At 40.9% G+C, this 17,113-nt stretch carries 12 protein-coding genes; 4 read left to right on the plus strand and 8 right to left on the minus strand.

Features of this window, described 5'->3' with window-relative positions; genetic code table 11:
• Positions 1–57: 57 nt before the first annotated feature.
• Complete coding sequence (locus ABXG83_RS00705; RefSeq protein WP_353549587.1) at positions 58–1,500, minus strand: sodium:solute symporter; 1,443 nt, start codon at positions 1,498–1,500, stop codon at positions 58–60.
• Positions 1,501–1,659: 159 nt separating this feature from the next.
• On the opposite strand from ABXG83_RS00705, the gene ABXG83_RS00710 reads away from it, so the two are divergent.
• Complete coding sequence (locus tag ABXG83_RS00710; protein WP_353549588.1) at positions 1,660–2,199, plus strand: TIGR00730 family Rossman fold protein; 540 nt, start codon at positions 1,660–1,662, stop codon at positions 2,197–2,199.
• Here ABXG83_RS00710 and ABXG83_RS00715 read toward each other — a convergent pair.
• A complete protein-coding gene (locus ABXG83_RS00715; RefSeq protein WP_353549589.1) occupies positions 2,183–2,779 on the minus strand; it encodes a hypothetical protein in 597 nt (198 codons plus the stop codon). The genes ABXG83_RS00710 and ABXG83_RS00715 overlap by 17 nt on opposite strands.
• Before the next feature lie 30 nt (positions 2,780–2,809).
• The gene (locus ABXG83_RS00720) at positions 2,810–4,231 is read right to left on the minus strand and encodes an FAD-linked oxidase C-terminal domain-containing protein (protein ID WP_353549590.1); all 1,422 of its coding nucleotides are present in this window, start codon (positions 4,229–4,231) and stop codon (positions 2,810–2,812) included.
• Between the two features lie 260 nt (positions 4,232–4,491).
• Here ABXG83_RS00720 and pckA point away from each other — a divergent pair, with 260 nt between their 5' ends.
• Entirely contained in the window at positions 4,492–6,102 is a 1,611-nt protein-coding gene (gene pckA / locus ABXG83_RS00725) for a phosphoenolpyruvate carboxykinase (ATP) (protein ID WP_353549591.1), read from the plus strand.
• Positions 6,103–6,345: 243 nt separating this feature from the next.
• Here the strand turns inward: pckA and ABXG83_RS00730 are convergent, their stop codons facing one another.
• From ABXG83_RS00730 to trpS, 5 genes are all read right to left on the minus strand, one after another.
• A complete protein-coding gene (locus tag ABXG83_RS00730; protein ID WP_353549592.1) occupies positions 6,346–7,029 on the minus strand; it encodes a DUF2490 domain-containing protein in 684 nt (227 codons plus the stop codon).
• A gap of 82 nt (positions 7,030–7,111) precedes the next feature.
• The gene (locus ABXG83_RS00735) at positions 7,112–8,380 is read right to left on the minus strand and encodes a hypothetical protein (RefSeq protein ID WP_353549593.1); all 1,269 of its coding nucleotides are present in this window, start codon (positions 8,378–8,380) and stop codon (positions 7,112–7,114) included.
• A 105-nt stretch (positions 8,381–8,485) separates the two neighbouring features.
• The gene (locus ABXG83_RS00740) at positions 8,486–9,115 is read right to left on the minus strand and encodes a hypothetical protein (protein ID WP_353549594.1); all 630 of its coding nucleotides are present in this window, start codon (positions 9,113–9,115) and stop codon (positions 8,486–8,488) included.
• A 161-nt stretch (positions 9,116–9,276) separates the two neighbouring features.
• Complete coding sequence (locus ABXG83_RS00745) at positions 9,277–9,912, minus strand: deoxynucleoside kinase (protein ID WP_178888031.1); 636 nt, start codon at positions 9,910–9,912, stop codon at positions 9,277–9,279.
• An 84-nt stretch (positions 9,913–9,996) separates the two neighbouring features.
• Positions 9,997–11,007 carry a tryptophan--tRNA ligase gene (trpS, locus tag ABXG83_RS00750; protein WP_353549595.1) on the minus strand — a complete coding sequence of 337 codons (1,011 nt, stop codon included), beginning with the start codon at positions 11,005–11,007 and terminating at the stop codon, positions 9,997–9,999.
• A gap of 213 nt (positions 11,008–11,220) precedes the next feature.
• On the opposite strand from trpS, the gene recG reads away from it, so the two are divergent.
• The gene (recG, locus tag ABXG83_RS00755; protein WP_353550749.1) at positions 11,221–13,332 is read left to right on the plus strand and encodes an ATP-dependent DNA helicase RecG; all 2,112 of its coding nucleotides are present in this window, start codon (positions 11,221–11,223) and stop codon (positions 13,330–13,332) included.
• Positions 13,333–13,391: 59 nt separating this feature from the next.
• A complete protein-coding gene (locus tag ABXG83_RS00760) occupies positions 13,392–17,108 on the plus strand; it encodes a PKD domain-containing protein (protein ID WP_353549596.1) in 3,717 nt (1,238 codons plus the stop codon).
• The last annotated feature ends 5 nt before the right edge of the window (positions 17,109–17,113 follow it).

Raw genomic sequence — 17,113 nt, forward strand, 5'->3', positions numbered from 1 at the left:
TAGTCGATAGTCCATAGACCATAGACCATGGACCATGGACTATGGTCTATCGACTACCTACTTTTTCTTCGAAATCAGCATCAGTCCTACGAAAGTGATCGCGCCATTGATGATCAGGAGTTCAAGACCGATCTCGAATGAACCGAAAATCTGTTTTTGGAATTTGTCCAACATCAGACAGATCAAAGGAGATGCTATACAGATGAGGGGGACTAATTTGTCGTTTACGGATCGCTTCATTAAAATGCCGAAAGTAAAAAGTCCTAATAGGGGGCCGTAAGTATAAGCAGCTACTTTCAAGATCACGCCGATCATACTGCTGCTATCGATCCATTTATAAACCATTACAAATAACAGGAAGATCCCTGCAAATACTAAGTGTACCCTTTGTCTGATCTTTTTCTTTTGTGCATCTGTCCAGTCATCCCTTCTTTGTAAGCCAATGATATCAATACAGAAAGATGAAGTTAATGCAGTGATGGCTCCATCAGCACTTGGAAACAATGCAGAGATCAATGCAATGATGAATATCACTGAAACCAAGCTTGGCATGTGGTTTAACGCGATCGTAGGGAAGAGTTTATCGCCGGTAGCAGCAATTCCCTGTGCATCTGCATACAAGTGTAAGAGTCCACCTAAAAACAGAAACAGACCAATTACAGCCAACATGATAAATCCTAATGTCACCACATTTTTCTGTGAATCTTTTAAGGTCTTTACCGAAATATTCTTTTGCATCATTTCCTGATCCATGCCCGTCATGGTAATGGTTACGAAAGCACCTGCAAGAATTTGTTTGAGGAAAAAGAAGCGGCTTTCGGGTTCTGTGAAGAAGATTTTTGAATAGCCTTTATCCCCCATGGCAGCAAAGCTTTCAGAGATACCCATATCCAATTGACTTAAGATATAGACCACGCAGATCACCAGACCAATGAGCATGCATGATGTTTGTAAGGTATCGGTCCAGACAATGGTTTTAACACCTCCCTCATAAGTGTACAATAAGATCATGGCCAGAATGATGAGTGTAGTTACCCAAAAAGGCACATGAAAACTTTCAAGAATCGCATCTTGCAAAATGCGAACGACCAGATACAATCTTGCTGTAGCACCGAGTGTTCTCGAAAGAATAAAAAATGATGCACCTGTTTTGTACGAATTAACACCCAGTCTTGTACTCAGGTAGTTGTATATGGAAGTTAGATTCAGCTTATAATACAGCGGTAGTAATACAAAAGCAATGACCATATAACCGATCAAATAGCCGAGTGTGATCTGCATATAGGCAAAGGATTCTTTGGCAACAGCACCGGGTACACTAACAAAAGTGACACCACTCAAAGAGGTGCCGATCATACCAAATGCCACCAGCATCCAATTACTATTTCTGTTACCGATAAAGAAAGAATCGTTGTTACTGTTTCTTCCGGTATACCAGGCAACTACCAATAAGATCAAGAAGTAAATGATAACAAAAGAGAACAACAGGAGTGGGGACATATCCAAAGGGTTTATGGCGTTAATACGATCGTTCCCGATAAAGATAGGGGTTGTTTGCGGTTTATTGCAGGAATCAGGAACTAAAATTCATAAATAAAAAATAGGGTCTCAATCAGTGTAATCATAATCCTGCTTACATTGCAACGTAAAATTAGTTTGATGCAGTTTAAACATGTTGCAGTTTTTTGCGGTTCAAAAAATGGGAACAATCCGGTCTTTATTGCAGATGCATCCCGTTTGGGAAAATTGATGGCAGAGAGTGGATTGACATTGATCTATGGTGGAGGGAATAAAGGATTGATGGGTGCGATCGCCAATGCGGTGATGGAGCATGGCGGTAAAGCCATTGGTGTGATTCCCGAAGTATTACTGGAATGGGAACATCAGCATGAAGGAATTACAGAGCTTCATGTGGTGAAGGATATGCATATCCGAAAAAAGATGATGTATGAACTGTGTGATGCCGCTATTGTACTACCCGGTGGTAATGGTACATTGGATGAATTGTTTGAAATGCTTACCTGGAATACACTGAACATCCACAATAAAAAAATTATCCTGCTGAATTCAGCAGGCTATTATGCATCATTGATCAATCATATTGAGAAAATGACCGAAGAAGGTTTTCTGTATGAAGACTGGCGGAAACGTTTGATCGTGGCCGACAGCGTTGATGAAGCTCTTACTTCTTTCGATTAAGGTACATTCCAAATCCTGCTCTGAATACCGGCAGCGGATCATTGAACTGATCACGATAAGGAGAATTGATATTCTGCAATACGTCGATCATCAGTGTTACATAAGAATATTGTGAGCCGATCATTCTGGATCCATAACCTATTCCTACCAGTAAGCTTTCTGAACTGTAGTTGTATTTGAAGGTTTGTCCTGATATCACATTCTTTTGTGAGGAGTTGATCCAGTTATATTCAGGTTGAACTTGCAGATGTAAAAAATTCACCGGCCAAATACGCAGAAAAGTACCGGCACCATAGTTGAAATTGCGAAAGCGTGTGCTGCTAAAGTCTGATGCATTTTGTGAAAAATAATTGACGTTGAGTGCCACGCCTGCATCCAGCCAGTTATTGAAGCTATATCCGACTTCCGGATTAACACCTACGTTAAAAAAACGATTACCGAGTGAGAGATTCACAGCGGCACCTAAAAATGTATTTTCTCTTTTAAATTTCCCTTTTTTTTCATCTGCATCATTGCTTTGTGCGATGGAAGAGACACAAAGAAGCAGACATAAAGATGTATAGAGTATACTGTTTTTCATAGTTGCAGGTGTTTCAACAAAAATACGGCACTAGTTGAGGTCAAAAATCTTTCCGGCATTTAAAATATTGTTAGGATCAAATGCCTTTTTGATCTCTCTCATCAGGTGCATATTTGCATCACGGAAAACGGTTGACAGGTATGGCTTTTGAATAAGTCCGATACCATGCTCTCCACTGATCGTACCTCCTAAACGTTGTACCAGTTCAAAAAGCGCTCGAAGGGCAGTGGTCATTTCTTCATTACCATGACTATTTTTGATGGTCGGGTGATTGATCCTGATGTGTAAATTACCATCCCCGGCATGTCCATAACAAACAGCATGGAAGCCATACTGTTTGCCAAGTTCTTTCACACCTTTGATCAATGCAGGTAATTCAGCACGTGGAACAACGGTATCTTCTTCAATGGTATATCCACTGGTCTTTACAGCTTCTGCTACACGACGACGAAGTTTCCAGAGCTCAGCCTTTTGTTGTGCGTCATCAGCAAAAAATATTTCACCTGCATCAAATTGAGTCAATAGTTCTGCGATGGATTCCATTTCACTCATCAAAACATCCATGTTATTTCCATCTACTTCTATAATGAGATGTGCAGCAATAGAATCATCAACAGGAACAGCGGTACTATCCACCATTTGACTCACGATCTTTAATGCATCTATCTCAACTAACTCCAGCGCACTTGGTACAAAACCCGCACGGAAAATGGCACTCACGGCTTCACTTGCTTTTTCCAAAGAGGCAAATGGTACCAGCATCAGCAGGTCATATTTAGGGAAGGGGATGAGCTTCAATACAATTTTTGTAACAATGCCCAATGTGCCTTCACTACCTACCATTAATTGGGTGAGATTATAACCGGTTGAATTTTTTAAAACATTGGCCCCTGTCCAGATGATCTCGCCATTCGGAAGCACCACTTCCAGATTCAATACATAATCTTTAACCACTCCATATTTTACGGCTTTTGGTCCGCCACTGTTTTCTGCGATATTACCACCGATAAAACAACTGCCTCGGCTGCTGGGATCGGGAGGATAGAATAAACCTTTTTCCTTCACTGCATTTTGTAATACTTCGGTGATCACACCGGGTTCGGTCATTACTTGCAGGTTTCTTTCATCAATCGATAGAATGCTGTTCATTCTTTCTGTTGATAATAAAACCCCGCCCAAATGAGGTAATGCGCCACCACTTAAACCGGTACCGGCACCTCTGGGTGTAACGGGAATGCGATCTTGGTTACAGATACACATGATCGCAGCGATCTCTTCTGCTGTTCTGGGTTTTAATACCACTTCCGGTAAATACAGAAGTCGTTCAGTTTCATCATGCCCATAATGATTCAGATTTTCTTCGTCTGCCAATACATAAGCATCTCCAATGATAGATTTGAATTTTTCTAAATGTGCGGCTGTAATCAATCCTTTTCCGTCAAGAACCTCCATATCTGAATAATTTTAGTAAAAATAATTCCTGTCAGGCACAAGTATGCAGGAATCTGCGCTTTTACGCTGATTTTTTTATAAAAACTTCAATTTTTCGATCAACGGGCCATAAAATTCGCCAGAGTCTGTTGGATTTTTTGAATATCCTACAATGATTTCTGCAAACGATTGATGAACTATAACGTGTAGATATTACATAAAAAAATTGGTGAAATGATTAAACGGTTAATTTTGCCCAACTAACTAACGATTGTTCGTATATGACTGAATCTATGACCCAATTGAATCTGCAACAAATCACAGCATTAGGTTTAACCGGCGCCCATCAGCTTCATTATCAGCTAAGTCCGGAAGTATTGACTGAGCAAACGGTACTGAGAAACCAGGGAATATTGAATGATACTGGTGCCCTCTGTATCAATACCGGCGAGTTCACCGGTCGTTCTCCTCAGGATAAGTTCATTGTGAAAGACAGTATTACAGCAGATACTGTTCATTGGAATAATTTCAATATCGCCATCGAGGAGAAATACTTTTTTCAGTTAAAAGAAAAAATGCTCCATTATCTCAATGGAAAAGATGAGATATGGGTTCGTGATGCGTATGCTTGTGCAGATCCTGCTTATCGTATGAATATCCGTGTGATCAATGAAAATCCATGGAGTAATTTATTTGCTTACAACATGTTCCTGCGTCCAACAGAACAGGAATTGGAGAACTTTCAACCTGAGTGGCATATTATTCAGGCACCTGGTTTCAAAGCAGATCCTGCCGTAGATGGAACGCGTCAACATAATTTCGCGATCGTTTCTTTTACACATAAAACCATTCTTATTGGTGGTACAGGATATACGGGTGAAATGAAGAAAGGTATTTTCACCATTCTCAATTATGTATTACCCCAGCAAAAAAATGTATTGAGCATGCATTGCAGTGCCAATATGGGTAAAGATGGTGATGTTGCTATTTTCTTTGGATTGAGTGGAACCGGAAAGACAACATTGAGTGCTGATCCGAATCGTAAATTGATTGGTGATGATGAACATGGATGGACAGCCAACAGTGTCTTCAATTTTGAAGGTGGCTGTTATGCGAAAACCATTGACTTGAGTGAGGATAAAGAACCTGAGATCTATCACGCAATTCGTCCGGGTGCATTGGTTGAGAATGTTGGTTTTGAGAATGGTAGTTCTAAAATTGATTTTGCAAGTAAAAAGATCACTGAAAATACACGTGTAAGTTATCCGCTTCATTTTATCAGTAATGCAGCTGAGCCAAGTATCGGTGGATTACCAAAAAATATTTTCTTCCTTACATGTGATGCATATGGCGTATTGCCTCCGATCAGCAAATTAACGCCTGGTCAGGCCATGTACCAATTCATCAGCGGCTATACTGCTAAAGTTGCGGGAACAGAAGCGGGGGTTACTGAACCTAAGTCTACTTTCAGCGCATGTTTTGGAGCTCCTTTCCTGCCTTTACATCCCGGTAAATATGCAGAGATGTTGGGTAACAAAATGAGAGAAAACAAAGTAAATGTGTGGATGATCAATACCGGCTGGAGCGGTGGTTCATATGGTGTCGGAAGCCGAATGAAGCTTAGCTATACCAGAGCGATGATCACTGCTGCATTGAATGGAGATCTGGATCATGTTCAATTTGAAGCACATCCGGTATTTGGTATGATGATGCCTGTTACATGTCCAAACGTTCCTTCAGAAATTCTGAATCCACGTAATACTTGGGCTGATGTAAATGCATATGATGCTAAAGCAAAAGATCTGGCACAACAGTTTATCAATAATTTTTCAAAATATGCTGCAGGCGTTAGCGATGAAATTTTAAAGGCCGCTCCTAATGTTAACTGCTAATGAGAAAACTATAAAAACACTAAACTCGGTCTCTTCGATTGCTTTGTCTGTTTGAGTGAAATCCCGTCCTCGTGGCGGGATTTCTGTTTTGGGGATAGTCCATAGTCCATGGACCATTGTTAATAGCAAATGGTTCATGGCGAATAGACGATCAATAATGATAAATAAGTTTTACCAAGCACCACTCGCTACACCCCATTGACTATGGACCATGGTCCATGGTCCATAGTCTATAGTCAATAGTCAATGCCCTCTTCTCTGTAATTCGAAGAAATAACCGATCTGAATAAAATCTCTTCCGGTTTCGTCATTGATCTTGTAATCAAATTGATGGAGAAAACCCAGCTGAAGAGTAGTGGTTGCAGAGGTTTTGTATTGCACACCAAAAGCCATTCTGTTTCTTTCAAAAAATGGTTCGCCATCTGTGAAGAAAAGCTCATTGTTGAGATACAGTTGCCATGGTTTGTTCGCTGATGATGGGGCTCCCAATGGATAAGAGAGTCCTACGCGATACCGAAACCTGTTTCGATAGCCATTGGACGTAAATCTCAACTCAGCTCGATAACGTTGTTCTATTCTGAATCTGCCTAAGGATTGTGTCAGTAAGATCTGCGGCCATATCCTGAATTCATCATTGTTCTTAGGTTTCAGAAAATTTCCACCCTCTTTATAAGTTTGATAGGAACCTGCGGCGAGTGAGATCATTAAATTATTGTTTGCACGATAATTGATTCCACCTTTGTATTCGTAATAATGAAACTGATCATACAGTTTCAAAGAACGGATCTGCCCTTCGCCAAATGCACTCCATTTTTGATTGATCTGATAACGAAGATTCAAGATATTCCATGTGCCAATGTCTACACCTTGTGCTCTTAGAGCTACAACTGTGATAAAAAGGAACAAAACAAGGAATAGTTTTTTCATGCAGGTATTCACAAAATTAGCGCTTAATGATTATACCATTTTTATTGTGTAATCCGTTGTTCAAGATCGTGCCAGGTCAACACTACTTTTTGAATTCAATGGTATATTCAGACATATACTTTCCGAGATCAGAATATTTGTAAAATAATCTTGCTTTTTTTCCTAAGCTCATACTGGTTCGTTTTGCAGCAATATCCTCCGGTGTATTCAAAGGTTGTAATGATGGATACCATAATACATGTCCGGGTTTTTGTACCAATAGTTGAGGTGTACTCCACTGCTGTGATTGATCTGCTTTTCCGAGATCTTTGTTTGAATTGAATGATATATACAGTTTATCACCGACCCATGATTGCCCTTCAACCCTTCCCATCAACATCACCCAACATTCCAAGTATTCATTCCAGCTGACAGATGGTCCCCAATGAAAACCTCCTTTGGGTGAAGAAGCAGCGCCACCTCCTTTTTCTATGGGTATTTGTAGAGATGCGATGGGTTTACCCGTTCCATCCCATGGAGCATTAAAACCTTTGCCATCCCAGCGTTTGGCTTTGCCTTGTGGATCATCCAGATCAGCAAGTGCGATCCTGGCAATGCTGATACATTGCGCGCTCCATTCTTTCTTTGCATCATACTTAGATGAATCATATTGATCAGGATAACCATATTCACCATAAAACAAATAAAGATGATCCCCCACTGCCACTGCTGATGGATCACCTACGCCACCCGCAAATGTTTTGGATGTATTATGTGGTTTCAGGATCATGCGCGGTTGTTTATCTTCCAGAAACAAACCTTTATTCTCCCAACTCCATCCACCATTCGTTGACTTCATGATGCCAATCCTACAAACGGCTGCAGGTGTGATGCGATCCGTTAAACCCAATGGCCATTTATGATCAATATATCCCTCTTTGGTAACACTGTCATAGGGCAATGTTTCGGGATAATTTTCATTGTGATAAACGGCATATAATGTTTTTCCTGATGGATCTTTTTGATCCTGATACACAGTTTCAAACCAGACAGCTCCGTGTAATCCGGGTGCGCCTTTTATCGCATTCAAAGGCATCGTGGGTGCGATGTATGCAGATGCCGGACTTCTAAAAACCTCATCTGCATTTTTTCCTGAAGCGAATTTCAAATCATGCGCTTCACCCCATACAGGATCTTCTCCATATTTGCCGGGGAATATGCGCAGTGTATCGCCGATCCAGGCTTCTGCCATATTGCAATCCACAAAATTATTGAAGTGAAAAGTGTCTGTAACTGTCAACGTAAACTCAGGGAGTTTACTGGAGGGCGATTGGCAGGCAATGATGAACAAAAAAGGAAGGAGGCGTTTCATCTCTTTGGTTTTACTTCCTAAGTTATTTATTAATTACCACAGCGATCACTGAAATACACAGAATTATTCCGTGCATGTCAGTGCCTCCAGTGGCATTTTTATCCACTAAAATCTTTTCCCGATCAGGAATCCTAAATGTGTAATAGCATCCCCATTAGTATCATTTTGAAAAGCAGCATTCACACCTACAAATAACTGTTTTTTAAACGTGTAATTGTAAGACAGTTCTGCCATGTATCCGATATTATAAATACGTTGCGGAAAGCTATGATCATATTCTATCAATATTCTAGGTATAGGACTTGCCGGTGATGGATATCTCGCTGCATATCCGTTACTTCCTAATGAAGAGGATTCATATCTCCCATAAGGACCTGCTGCAAGCGTGAATTCATGATTTGAAGTTCTTAATGGACTGTACCTGATCAATGATCCAAGTTGGAAACCTGCTGTTGTGGTACGCACAGAACCATCCTGTTCTAAATTACCATTGATAAAAAGTAAGTACCTGTCCTGATCATCATGTATTGTTCCCTTGAAATGATATTCAAGTGATAATTTTTTCTTCAAATAATGTGTGTAAGCAGTACCAAAGCTAAGACCCTTTAAATCACCGGTACCATGCGTACTTTCTCCAATGTTGAAACGAAGAGCTCTTTTAGGGAGCGTATTTTTTTGTGCAAAACATACAACACTCATCAAACAGAGTGTCATGAATAGATAGATGGATTTCATAAAAATTGAATGATTGAAACAATAAGTTTAAAGTGGGGTTTCAATGGGTGGGTATCAGATAGACATTCAATCAATGGAAGTGCTGCATCCCACAAAAGAAAAAGCCACAGATACATTTGCCGAGGGCAAGCGCATTTGTGGCCGTATAAAAAAATCAGCTTTTAAAATAAGCCAAATAACATACCGTCTACTTTGCTAATGATCTCTCCAAAATGTTCTTCACTTTCAGCGAATTTGTTTTTATCACAATCGATCACCAGCAATTGACCTTCTTTATAACCATCGATCCATTTATTGTAATATTCATTCAGGCGTTTCAAATAATCCAGACGGATATTTTCTTCATATTCCCTCCCTCTTTTTTGAATCTGCGCAACCAAGGTAGGTACAGATGCTTTCAAGTAGATCAACAGATCCGGAGGTTGTACCATGGTTTTTAATGTTTGGAAGAATTGATAGTAGTTATCAAAATCACGTTTACTCATCAAACCCATTTCATGCAAATTGGGAGCGAAAATGTTCGCATCTTCATAAATGGTTCTGTCCTGTATTACTGTTTCAGTTCCATGATGAATATCCAAAAGCTGGTTCAGTCGACTATTCAAAAAGTAAATCTGCAGATTAAAACTCCAGCGAGGCATATCCTCGTAAAAATCCATCAGATAAGGGTTGTGATCAACATCTTCAAACTGAGGAATCCAGCGGTAGTGCTTACTTAACATCTCAGTAAGCGTTGTTTTACCCGCGCCGATATTGCCGGCAACGGCTACATGTTTTGGTTTCTTAGGTTTCGCCATAAAAATGAAAATACGAAAGTTGAGAGAATTGAAGGGAGAATTTTGGAAACGATAGACCATAGTCCATGGACCATGGTCTATGGACTAATAATCCATCCCCACTGCTGTCCGTACCAAGGTAAGGGTCTTACTGGCACTGGCTCGGGCTTTATCTGCTCCTTGTTGGATGATTTTTTTTAATAAATCGTGATTTTGCTGAATATCTGCAGCTTTGGATCTGATCGGTTGGATGAAACGAATCATATCTTCTGCCAGTTGTTTTTTCATATCCCCATAACGAATGATACAGTTACCTGCACTACTGTTATTAAAATCGTCTTCAAACTTCTGAACGGTATCCGCTGTGCTCACCAATTTCATCAGGGTAAAGAGATTTTCGATATAATCCGGTTTTACTGAGTTGGGCTCGGCCGGACCTTGGTCAGTCTTTGCTTTCATGATCTTTTTACGGATGCTTTCATCTTCATCAGCTAAATACAACGTGTTCATTTGGTTTTCACTCTTACTCATTTTTCCAACACCATCCAGACTCAAGATTTTCACCAATTCTCCGCCGTAGTTGAATGCATAAGGCAGAGGAAGTACATCACCATACCTATGATTAAATCGCTCCGCATAATTACGTGCCATTTCAAGGTGTTGTTCCTGGTCTTTTCCTACCGGTACTTTGACTGCTCGATGAATAAGGATATCCGCAGCTTGTAACACCGGATACGTTAATAAACCGGCATTTACATTGTCGGGTTGTAGTCTTACCTTCTCTTTGAAAGTGACCGTTTTTTCCAACTCTCCCTTGTAAGCCATCATGTTCAGGTAGAGATATAACTCTGCAATTTCCGGAACATCACTCTGTATGTATAATGCAACTTTATCAGGATCTAATCCACAGGCAATATTCTCTGCGATCACTCTATGTACACTATTCTTTAATTCTTTTGTATCAGGATGTGTAGTCAGACTATGCCAGTTCGCAACAAAAAAATAGCAATTGAATTCGTCTTGCATGCGCACATAATTTCGCATGGCACCAAAATAGTTTCCCAGATGCAGGAATCCGGTCGGACGGATTCCACTTAAAACAACCTCTTTATTCATGGGGCGAAGATAAGAAAGAGAAGCTACAAGCTGCAAGCTGCAGGGTGCAAGCTTTTAGGCACTTAATTAAGTGGGTTCGGTTTATCTCACCCAAAGCTTTTGGCTTGCAGCTCTGCTAAGATTGAATTTTCTATATGGTTCCCAGAAAGGATATTTGTAATACAAGACCCAAGAGAGAGCTCTTCTTCTGATTAACAAATCAAAGATCAACAAATCAAAGATTCACCCACCATATTATCCTCACCCATTGAATACCTTAAAGGCGTTGGGCCATTAAGGGGTGACTTATTGAAAAAGGAATTAGAGATCTTCACTTTCGAAGACCTATTGCATCATTTTCCACATCGGCATATTGATAAAACCAAAGTCAGTAAGATCAATATGATCAACTATCAAACCGACTTTATTCAGATAGCCGGTGTTTTACAACAGTTTGATATTGTGGGTGAGAAAAGAGCGAAGAGGTTGGTGGCATATCTGAAAGATGATACCGGAGCCGTGGAATTGACCTGGTTTCAGGGAATCAATTGGGTACAGAAAAACCTGGTGCCCGGACAAAAATACCTGGTCTTTGGGCGTACCGGTTTTTTTAATGGAAGGCCACAAATGGTGCATCCTGAGATCGAACCTTTTGTGCTGGCGAAAGCAGATGGAAAAGATTATTTGGAGCCTGTTTATCCTGCAACAGAAAAACTCAAGGCAAGAGGATTAAATGGCAGACAACTAGCCAAGTTGACCTTCCAACTTTTCTCACAGATCAAACCCACCGATATCCCTGAGAATATACCAGATGCTATTTTCAAAAAGCTACAACTGATGAATCGGTATGAGGCTTTTTCAAACCTGCATTTTCCGGTATCACAAGAAGCGTATCAGTTGGCGTTGCGGCGATTGAAATTTGAGGAGTTCTTTATTGCTCAGATTCGTTTAAATCTGGTTCGGTTGCAAAGACACCATAGTAGTAAAGGAGTGGTGTTTGAAAAAGTGGGGGATCTCTTCAATGACTTTTACAATCATCACCTGCCGTTTGAATTAACGGGTGCCCAAAAAAGAGTGATTCGGGAAATCAGAACTGACACTGGCAGAGGGCATCAAATGAATCGGTTGTTACAGGGTGATGTAGGCAGCGGCAAGACCATTGTAGCGCTCTTAAGTATGTTATTGGCAGCTGATAATGGGTATCAAAGTTGTATGATGGCGCCAACAGAAATATTGGCACAACAGCATTACAATGGATTGAAACAATTACTCAAGGATATGCCGGTTGAGATCGCATTACTAACCGGAAGTATCAAAGGGAAGGAAAGAAAGCGAATATTGAATGGATTGTTGGATGATAGTATCCATTTTGTAGTAGGTACCCATGCGGTAATTGAAGATGTGGTTCAGTTTAAAAATCTTGGATTGGTTATTGTAGATGAACAACATCGTTTCGGGGTAGCTCAGCGGGCGAGATTATGGGAGAAAGCAGCGGTACCACCCCATGTACTGGTGATGACAGCCACACCGATCCCAAGAACATTGGCGATGACCGCTTATGGTGATCTGGATTATAGTGTAATGGATGAATTACCACCGGGCAGACAACCTATTACCACAGTTCATCGTAATGAAATGGCGAGGGCCAGTGTGATGGAATTTGTGCGTACTGAGATCAATAAAGGAAGACAGGCATATTTTATCTATCCCTTGATCGAGGAAAGTGAGAAGCTGAGTTATGAAGACCTGATGCAAGGTTATGAGCAAGTGAAAAGTTTTTTTCCTGAGCCCACTTACCGAATCAGTATGGTTCATGGAAGACAATCTGCGGAAGAAAAGGAGACCAATATGCAACGCTTTGTTCAACATGATACACATATCATGGTGAGCACAACAGTGATCGAAGTTGGTGTGAATGTTCCCAATGCTACTGTAATGGTGATCGAAAGCTCTGAAAAATTTGGATTATCACAGTTGCATCAGTTGCGTGGAAGGGTAGGAAGAGGAAGCGAAAAAAGTTTTTGCATTTTATTAACGGGGTCTAAAGTAAGCAAAGATGCCAAAGAGCGGATCAATACCATGTGCGCTACCAATGATGGTTTCAAGATCGCGGAGAAAGACTTGGAATTACGAGGTCCGGGTGATATTGAGGGTACCCGGCAGAGTGGAGAACTGAACTTTAAAGTGGCCAGTATTGTTAACGATAAAGATCTGCTAGAACTTGCTAAAACTACTGCTGAGCAATGCTGTGAAGAGGACCCGACACTGGATATGGCAAAGAATTTGCTATTAAAAAAATACCTAAGGTCACAGAAAGGTAAAAATGCCTGGAGTCGCATATCCTAATGACAACTTTAACAGCGACGGAAACGTATATTATAGTAACTTATTAAAAATTTAACGGCTTGGCAGCACTGAAGAAAATAATAGGATTGGTTTTGATACTGATGACAGGATTCCAGGTGATGGCTCAGAACTATTTGGAATTTGTGGAGAATAAGGGACAGTGGGATAAAAAGATCCTCTATCTTACCAATACAGGTATCGGTTCTGTAGCCTTACAATCAGATGGATATCGTGTTTTAGTGCACAATGAACAAGATCTTCAAAAGATCAATCCGCATCCTCATCCGGGAGTTCACCAACATAAAACGGAAGCCACTAAGCAAACAGCAGCCATTGATCCTTCTCGCGGTGGAGAAGGAGGTAGCGGTGCAGATGAGAACCTGATACTGAGATCACATGCGTATCAGGTACGTTTCTTGAATGCCAATCCCAATCCACAGATCGTTCCAGATAAAGCATTACCCACTTACAATAATTATTTTTTAGGAAATGATTCAAGCAAATGGGCGACGAATGTCAAAATCTATCAGGGTATCACTTTTAAAAATGTGTATCCGAACATTGATATTCGATACTACACTGCCGACGGAAAATTAAAGTATGATGTGATCGTGCACCCAGGTGGTGATATCAATAATGTTGCACTTTACTTTGATGGAGTAGATGGATTAAAGATCAAAGAAGGCAAGCTGAGTATCAAAACTTCTGTTGTAGAAGTACAGGAAGAATCACCTTATACGTATCAATTACTTCGAAATACAAAAAATGAGATCCCCTGTAATTTTGAAGTGCGCGGAAATATCGTTCGCTTCAAATTGAATGGTGCTTATAATAAAGATGCGATGTTGGTCGTAGATCCATCGATCGTCTTCTATGGATACACAGGAAGTACTGCTGATAACTGGGGTTTTACAGCTACCTATGATGGTCAGGGAAATTTTTATGGAGGAGGGATCGTATTTCGGTCCGGACAATTCCCTGCCAATAATGGAGCTTTTCAAACAACTTTTCAGGGTGGTGTTACAGAAGGACAGATTTCAGGAACAGATATCGTGATCATAAAATTTGATCCAAGCGGCGCTAACCGGATATATGGTACGTATTTAGGAGGAGCAGGAAATGAACAGCCGCATAGTCTGGTTGCAGATGCATCGGGTAATTTATTCATTGCCGGTAGAACTTCATCCGGAGCAACATATCCGGTTCGTGGTCCTGGTTCATATGGTCCGGGTGGCGGACTGTTTGATATCATCATTTCGAAATTAAGCGCCAATGGTAGTACATTACTCAACTCTGTTCGAATAGGAGGATCGGGTAATGACGGTGTGAATGTGAGAGCGAATTATATCCTTCCGCAATCTGCAGAAACTACACGAAGAAATTATGGAGATGATGCCCGCAGTGAGATCATCTTAGATGCCGGTGGTAACCCCATTCTTGCATCTGTTACACAATCCATAGACTTTCCGGTGACTGCCGGTGTTTTTCAATCAACAGCAGGAGCTGCCTCTAATAATCGTTTTCAGGATGGCGTGGTCATGAAACTGACACCCAACCTCGATAGGATGTTATTCAGCAGCTATTTAGGAGGCAATGGTGATGACGCAGCTTTTGTTGTGGCAACGCATCCGCAAAATGGAAATATCTATGTTGCAGGAGCTACTGCTAGTACTGATTTTCCCGGTAATAAAACAGGTGTTCTTTTTGGAACCAATCAGGGAAATGTTGATGGCTTTGTGAGCCAGATCAGTCCCGATGGTACACAAATCATTCGAACCAGTTACTTTGGTACGAATGGAGTGGATGTGATTTATGGAATACAATTTGATCGTTTTGGATTTCCATACATCATGGGAACTACTACTGTTGCCTGGCCTGTGATCAATGCTCCGGTAAATGCAAATGGGAGTCAGGTAACAGGAAAACAATTCATTTCGAAATTAAGACCTGATCTTTCAGCTTTTATTTACTCAACAAATTTTGGTACCACTACGGGTAATACACCCAATATTTCTCCGACTGCTTTTTTGGTCGATCGATGTCAGAATGTGTATGTATCAGGATGGGGTGGAACCATCGCAGATGGATTTCCTAGCTCCGGAACAAGAGGATTGATTACAACCGGCGATCAATTGAAAAATGGAACTGATGGTGCAGATCTTTATTTCTATGTTTTAGAAAGAGATGCTACCAATATTTTATTCGCTTCATTCTTTGGTGCAACAACAGGTGCCGGAGGTGAACCCTTCGGAGACCATGTTGATGGAGGCACCAGTCGATTTGATGCCAATGGAACGATCTATCAATCGATCTGTTCCTGTAAGGGTAATTCGAGTGCTCCACCTGCTGGATATTTGAGAGGTACTGCAGGTGTTTGGTCTCCTACCAATCCTACCAATCCTGCCAGCGTGGGCGGCAGTTGTAATCTGATGGCAATAAAAATTGCCTTTAATCTTGCAGGTGTAGGTGCTGGTTTGAGCGCATCCATCAACGGAGTAAGAGATACTGCAGGTTGTGTTCCCATGACGGTTCAGTTCACCGATACATTGGCACAGGGTACTGCTTACTATTGGAACTTTAATGATGGTTCACCTGAAGTAAGAACTACAACACCAACCATCTCTCATACTTTTAATAATATTGGTATCTATCGTGTTCGTTTGGTTTCCGTTGATTCTACTACCTGTAACCAAACTGATACAGCTTATATTACTTTACGCGTGAGAGGCGATCAGGCAACATTGGCTTTCACTTCTACTAAATTACCACCTTGTGAATCGTTAGCCTTTCAATTCAACAATACATCTATTGCGCCTGCGGGAAAACCATTCACCAATCAGAGTTTCCGATGGGATTTTGGGGATGGAAATACACGAATAGCGGGCCCGGGAATTGTGACACATACTTATGCAGCAGGAGGAACTTATGATGTGAAGTTGGTATTACTGGATACAAATTATTGTAATCATCCGGATAGTTTGGTACAACAAATTAGAATTGCACCGAATGTAGATGCTCGTTTTGTAACACCTGCAGTGGGTTGTGCACCTTATAATGCAGTATTCAATAACACATCTTTGGCCGGACAACAATTTCAATGGGATTTCGGTGATGGTGGTACTTCAACAGCTACCAATCCAACACATCTCTATGCCAATCCGGGAACGTATACCGTTCGTTTGATCGCGATCGATAATGCGACCTGTAATATCAGTGATACCGCATTTCAAACCATTACTGTGAGTGGAAGTCCGACCGCAGCATTCACGTACTCTCCAAATCCGACAGAGCCAAATACAGCGATCAGTTTTACCAATAATTCTATCAGAGCTACTTCTTTCAAGTGGTTATTTGGAGATGGCGATAGTACAGTTGGAAATAATATTGATGCACCTGTGAGACATCTCTACAATCAAACAGGAACCTATAATGCTTGTTTGATCGCGTTCAATGCAGCAGGCTGTAGCGATACTACCTGTCAGTCGATCAGTGTAACGATCAATGTAGCCGCAAATGTACCCAATGCGTTTTCACCAAATGGAGATGGCAACAATGATCGAATATTTGTACGCGGATTCGGAATCGGAAAAATGACCTGGCGTATTTATAACAGATGGGGTGTGCAGGTATATATCAGCAACAATCCGGCCGAAGGGTGGGATGGAACTTACAAAGGAAAATTACAACCACAGGAAGTATATCATTATACATTACAAATCGAGTTCACGAATGGTGATAAACTTTCAAAGAAGGGAGATATTACTTTACTTAGATAAAAGCG

The organism is Sediminibacterium sp. KACHI17, assembly GCF_040362915.1.
In the GTDB taxonomy this organism is placed as follows: Bacteria; Bacteroidota; Bacteroidia; order Chitinophagales; family Chitinophagaceae; genus Sediminibacterium.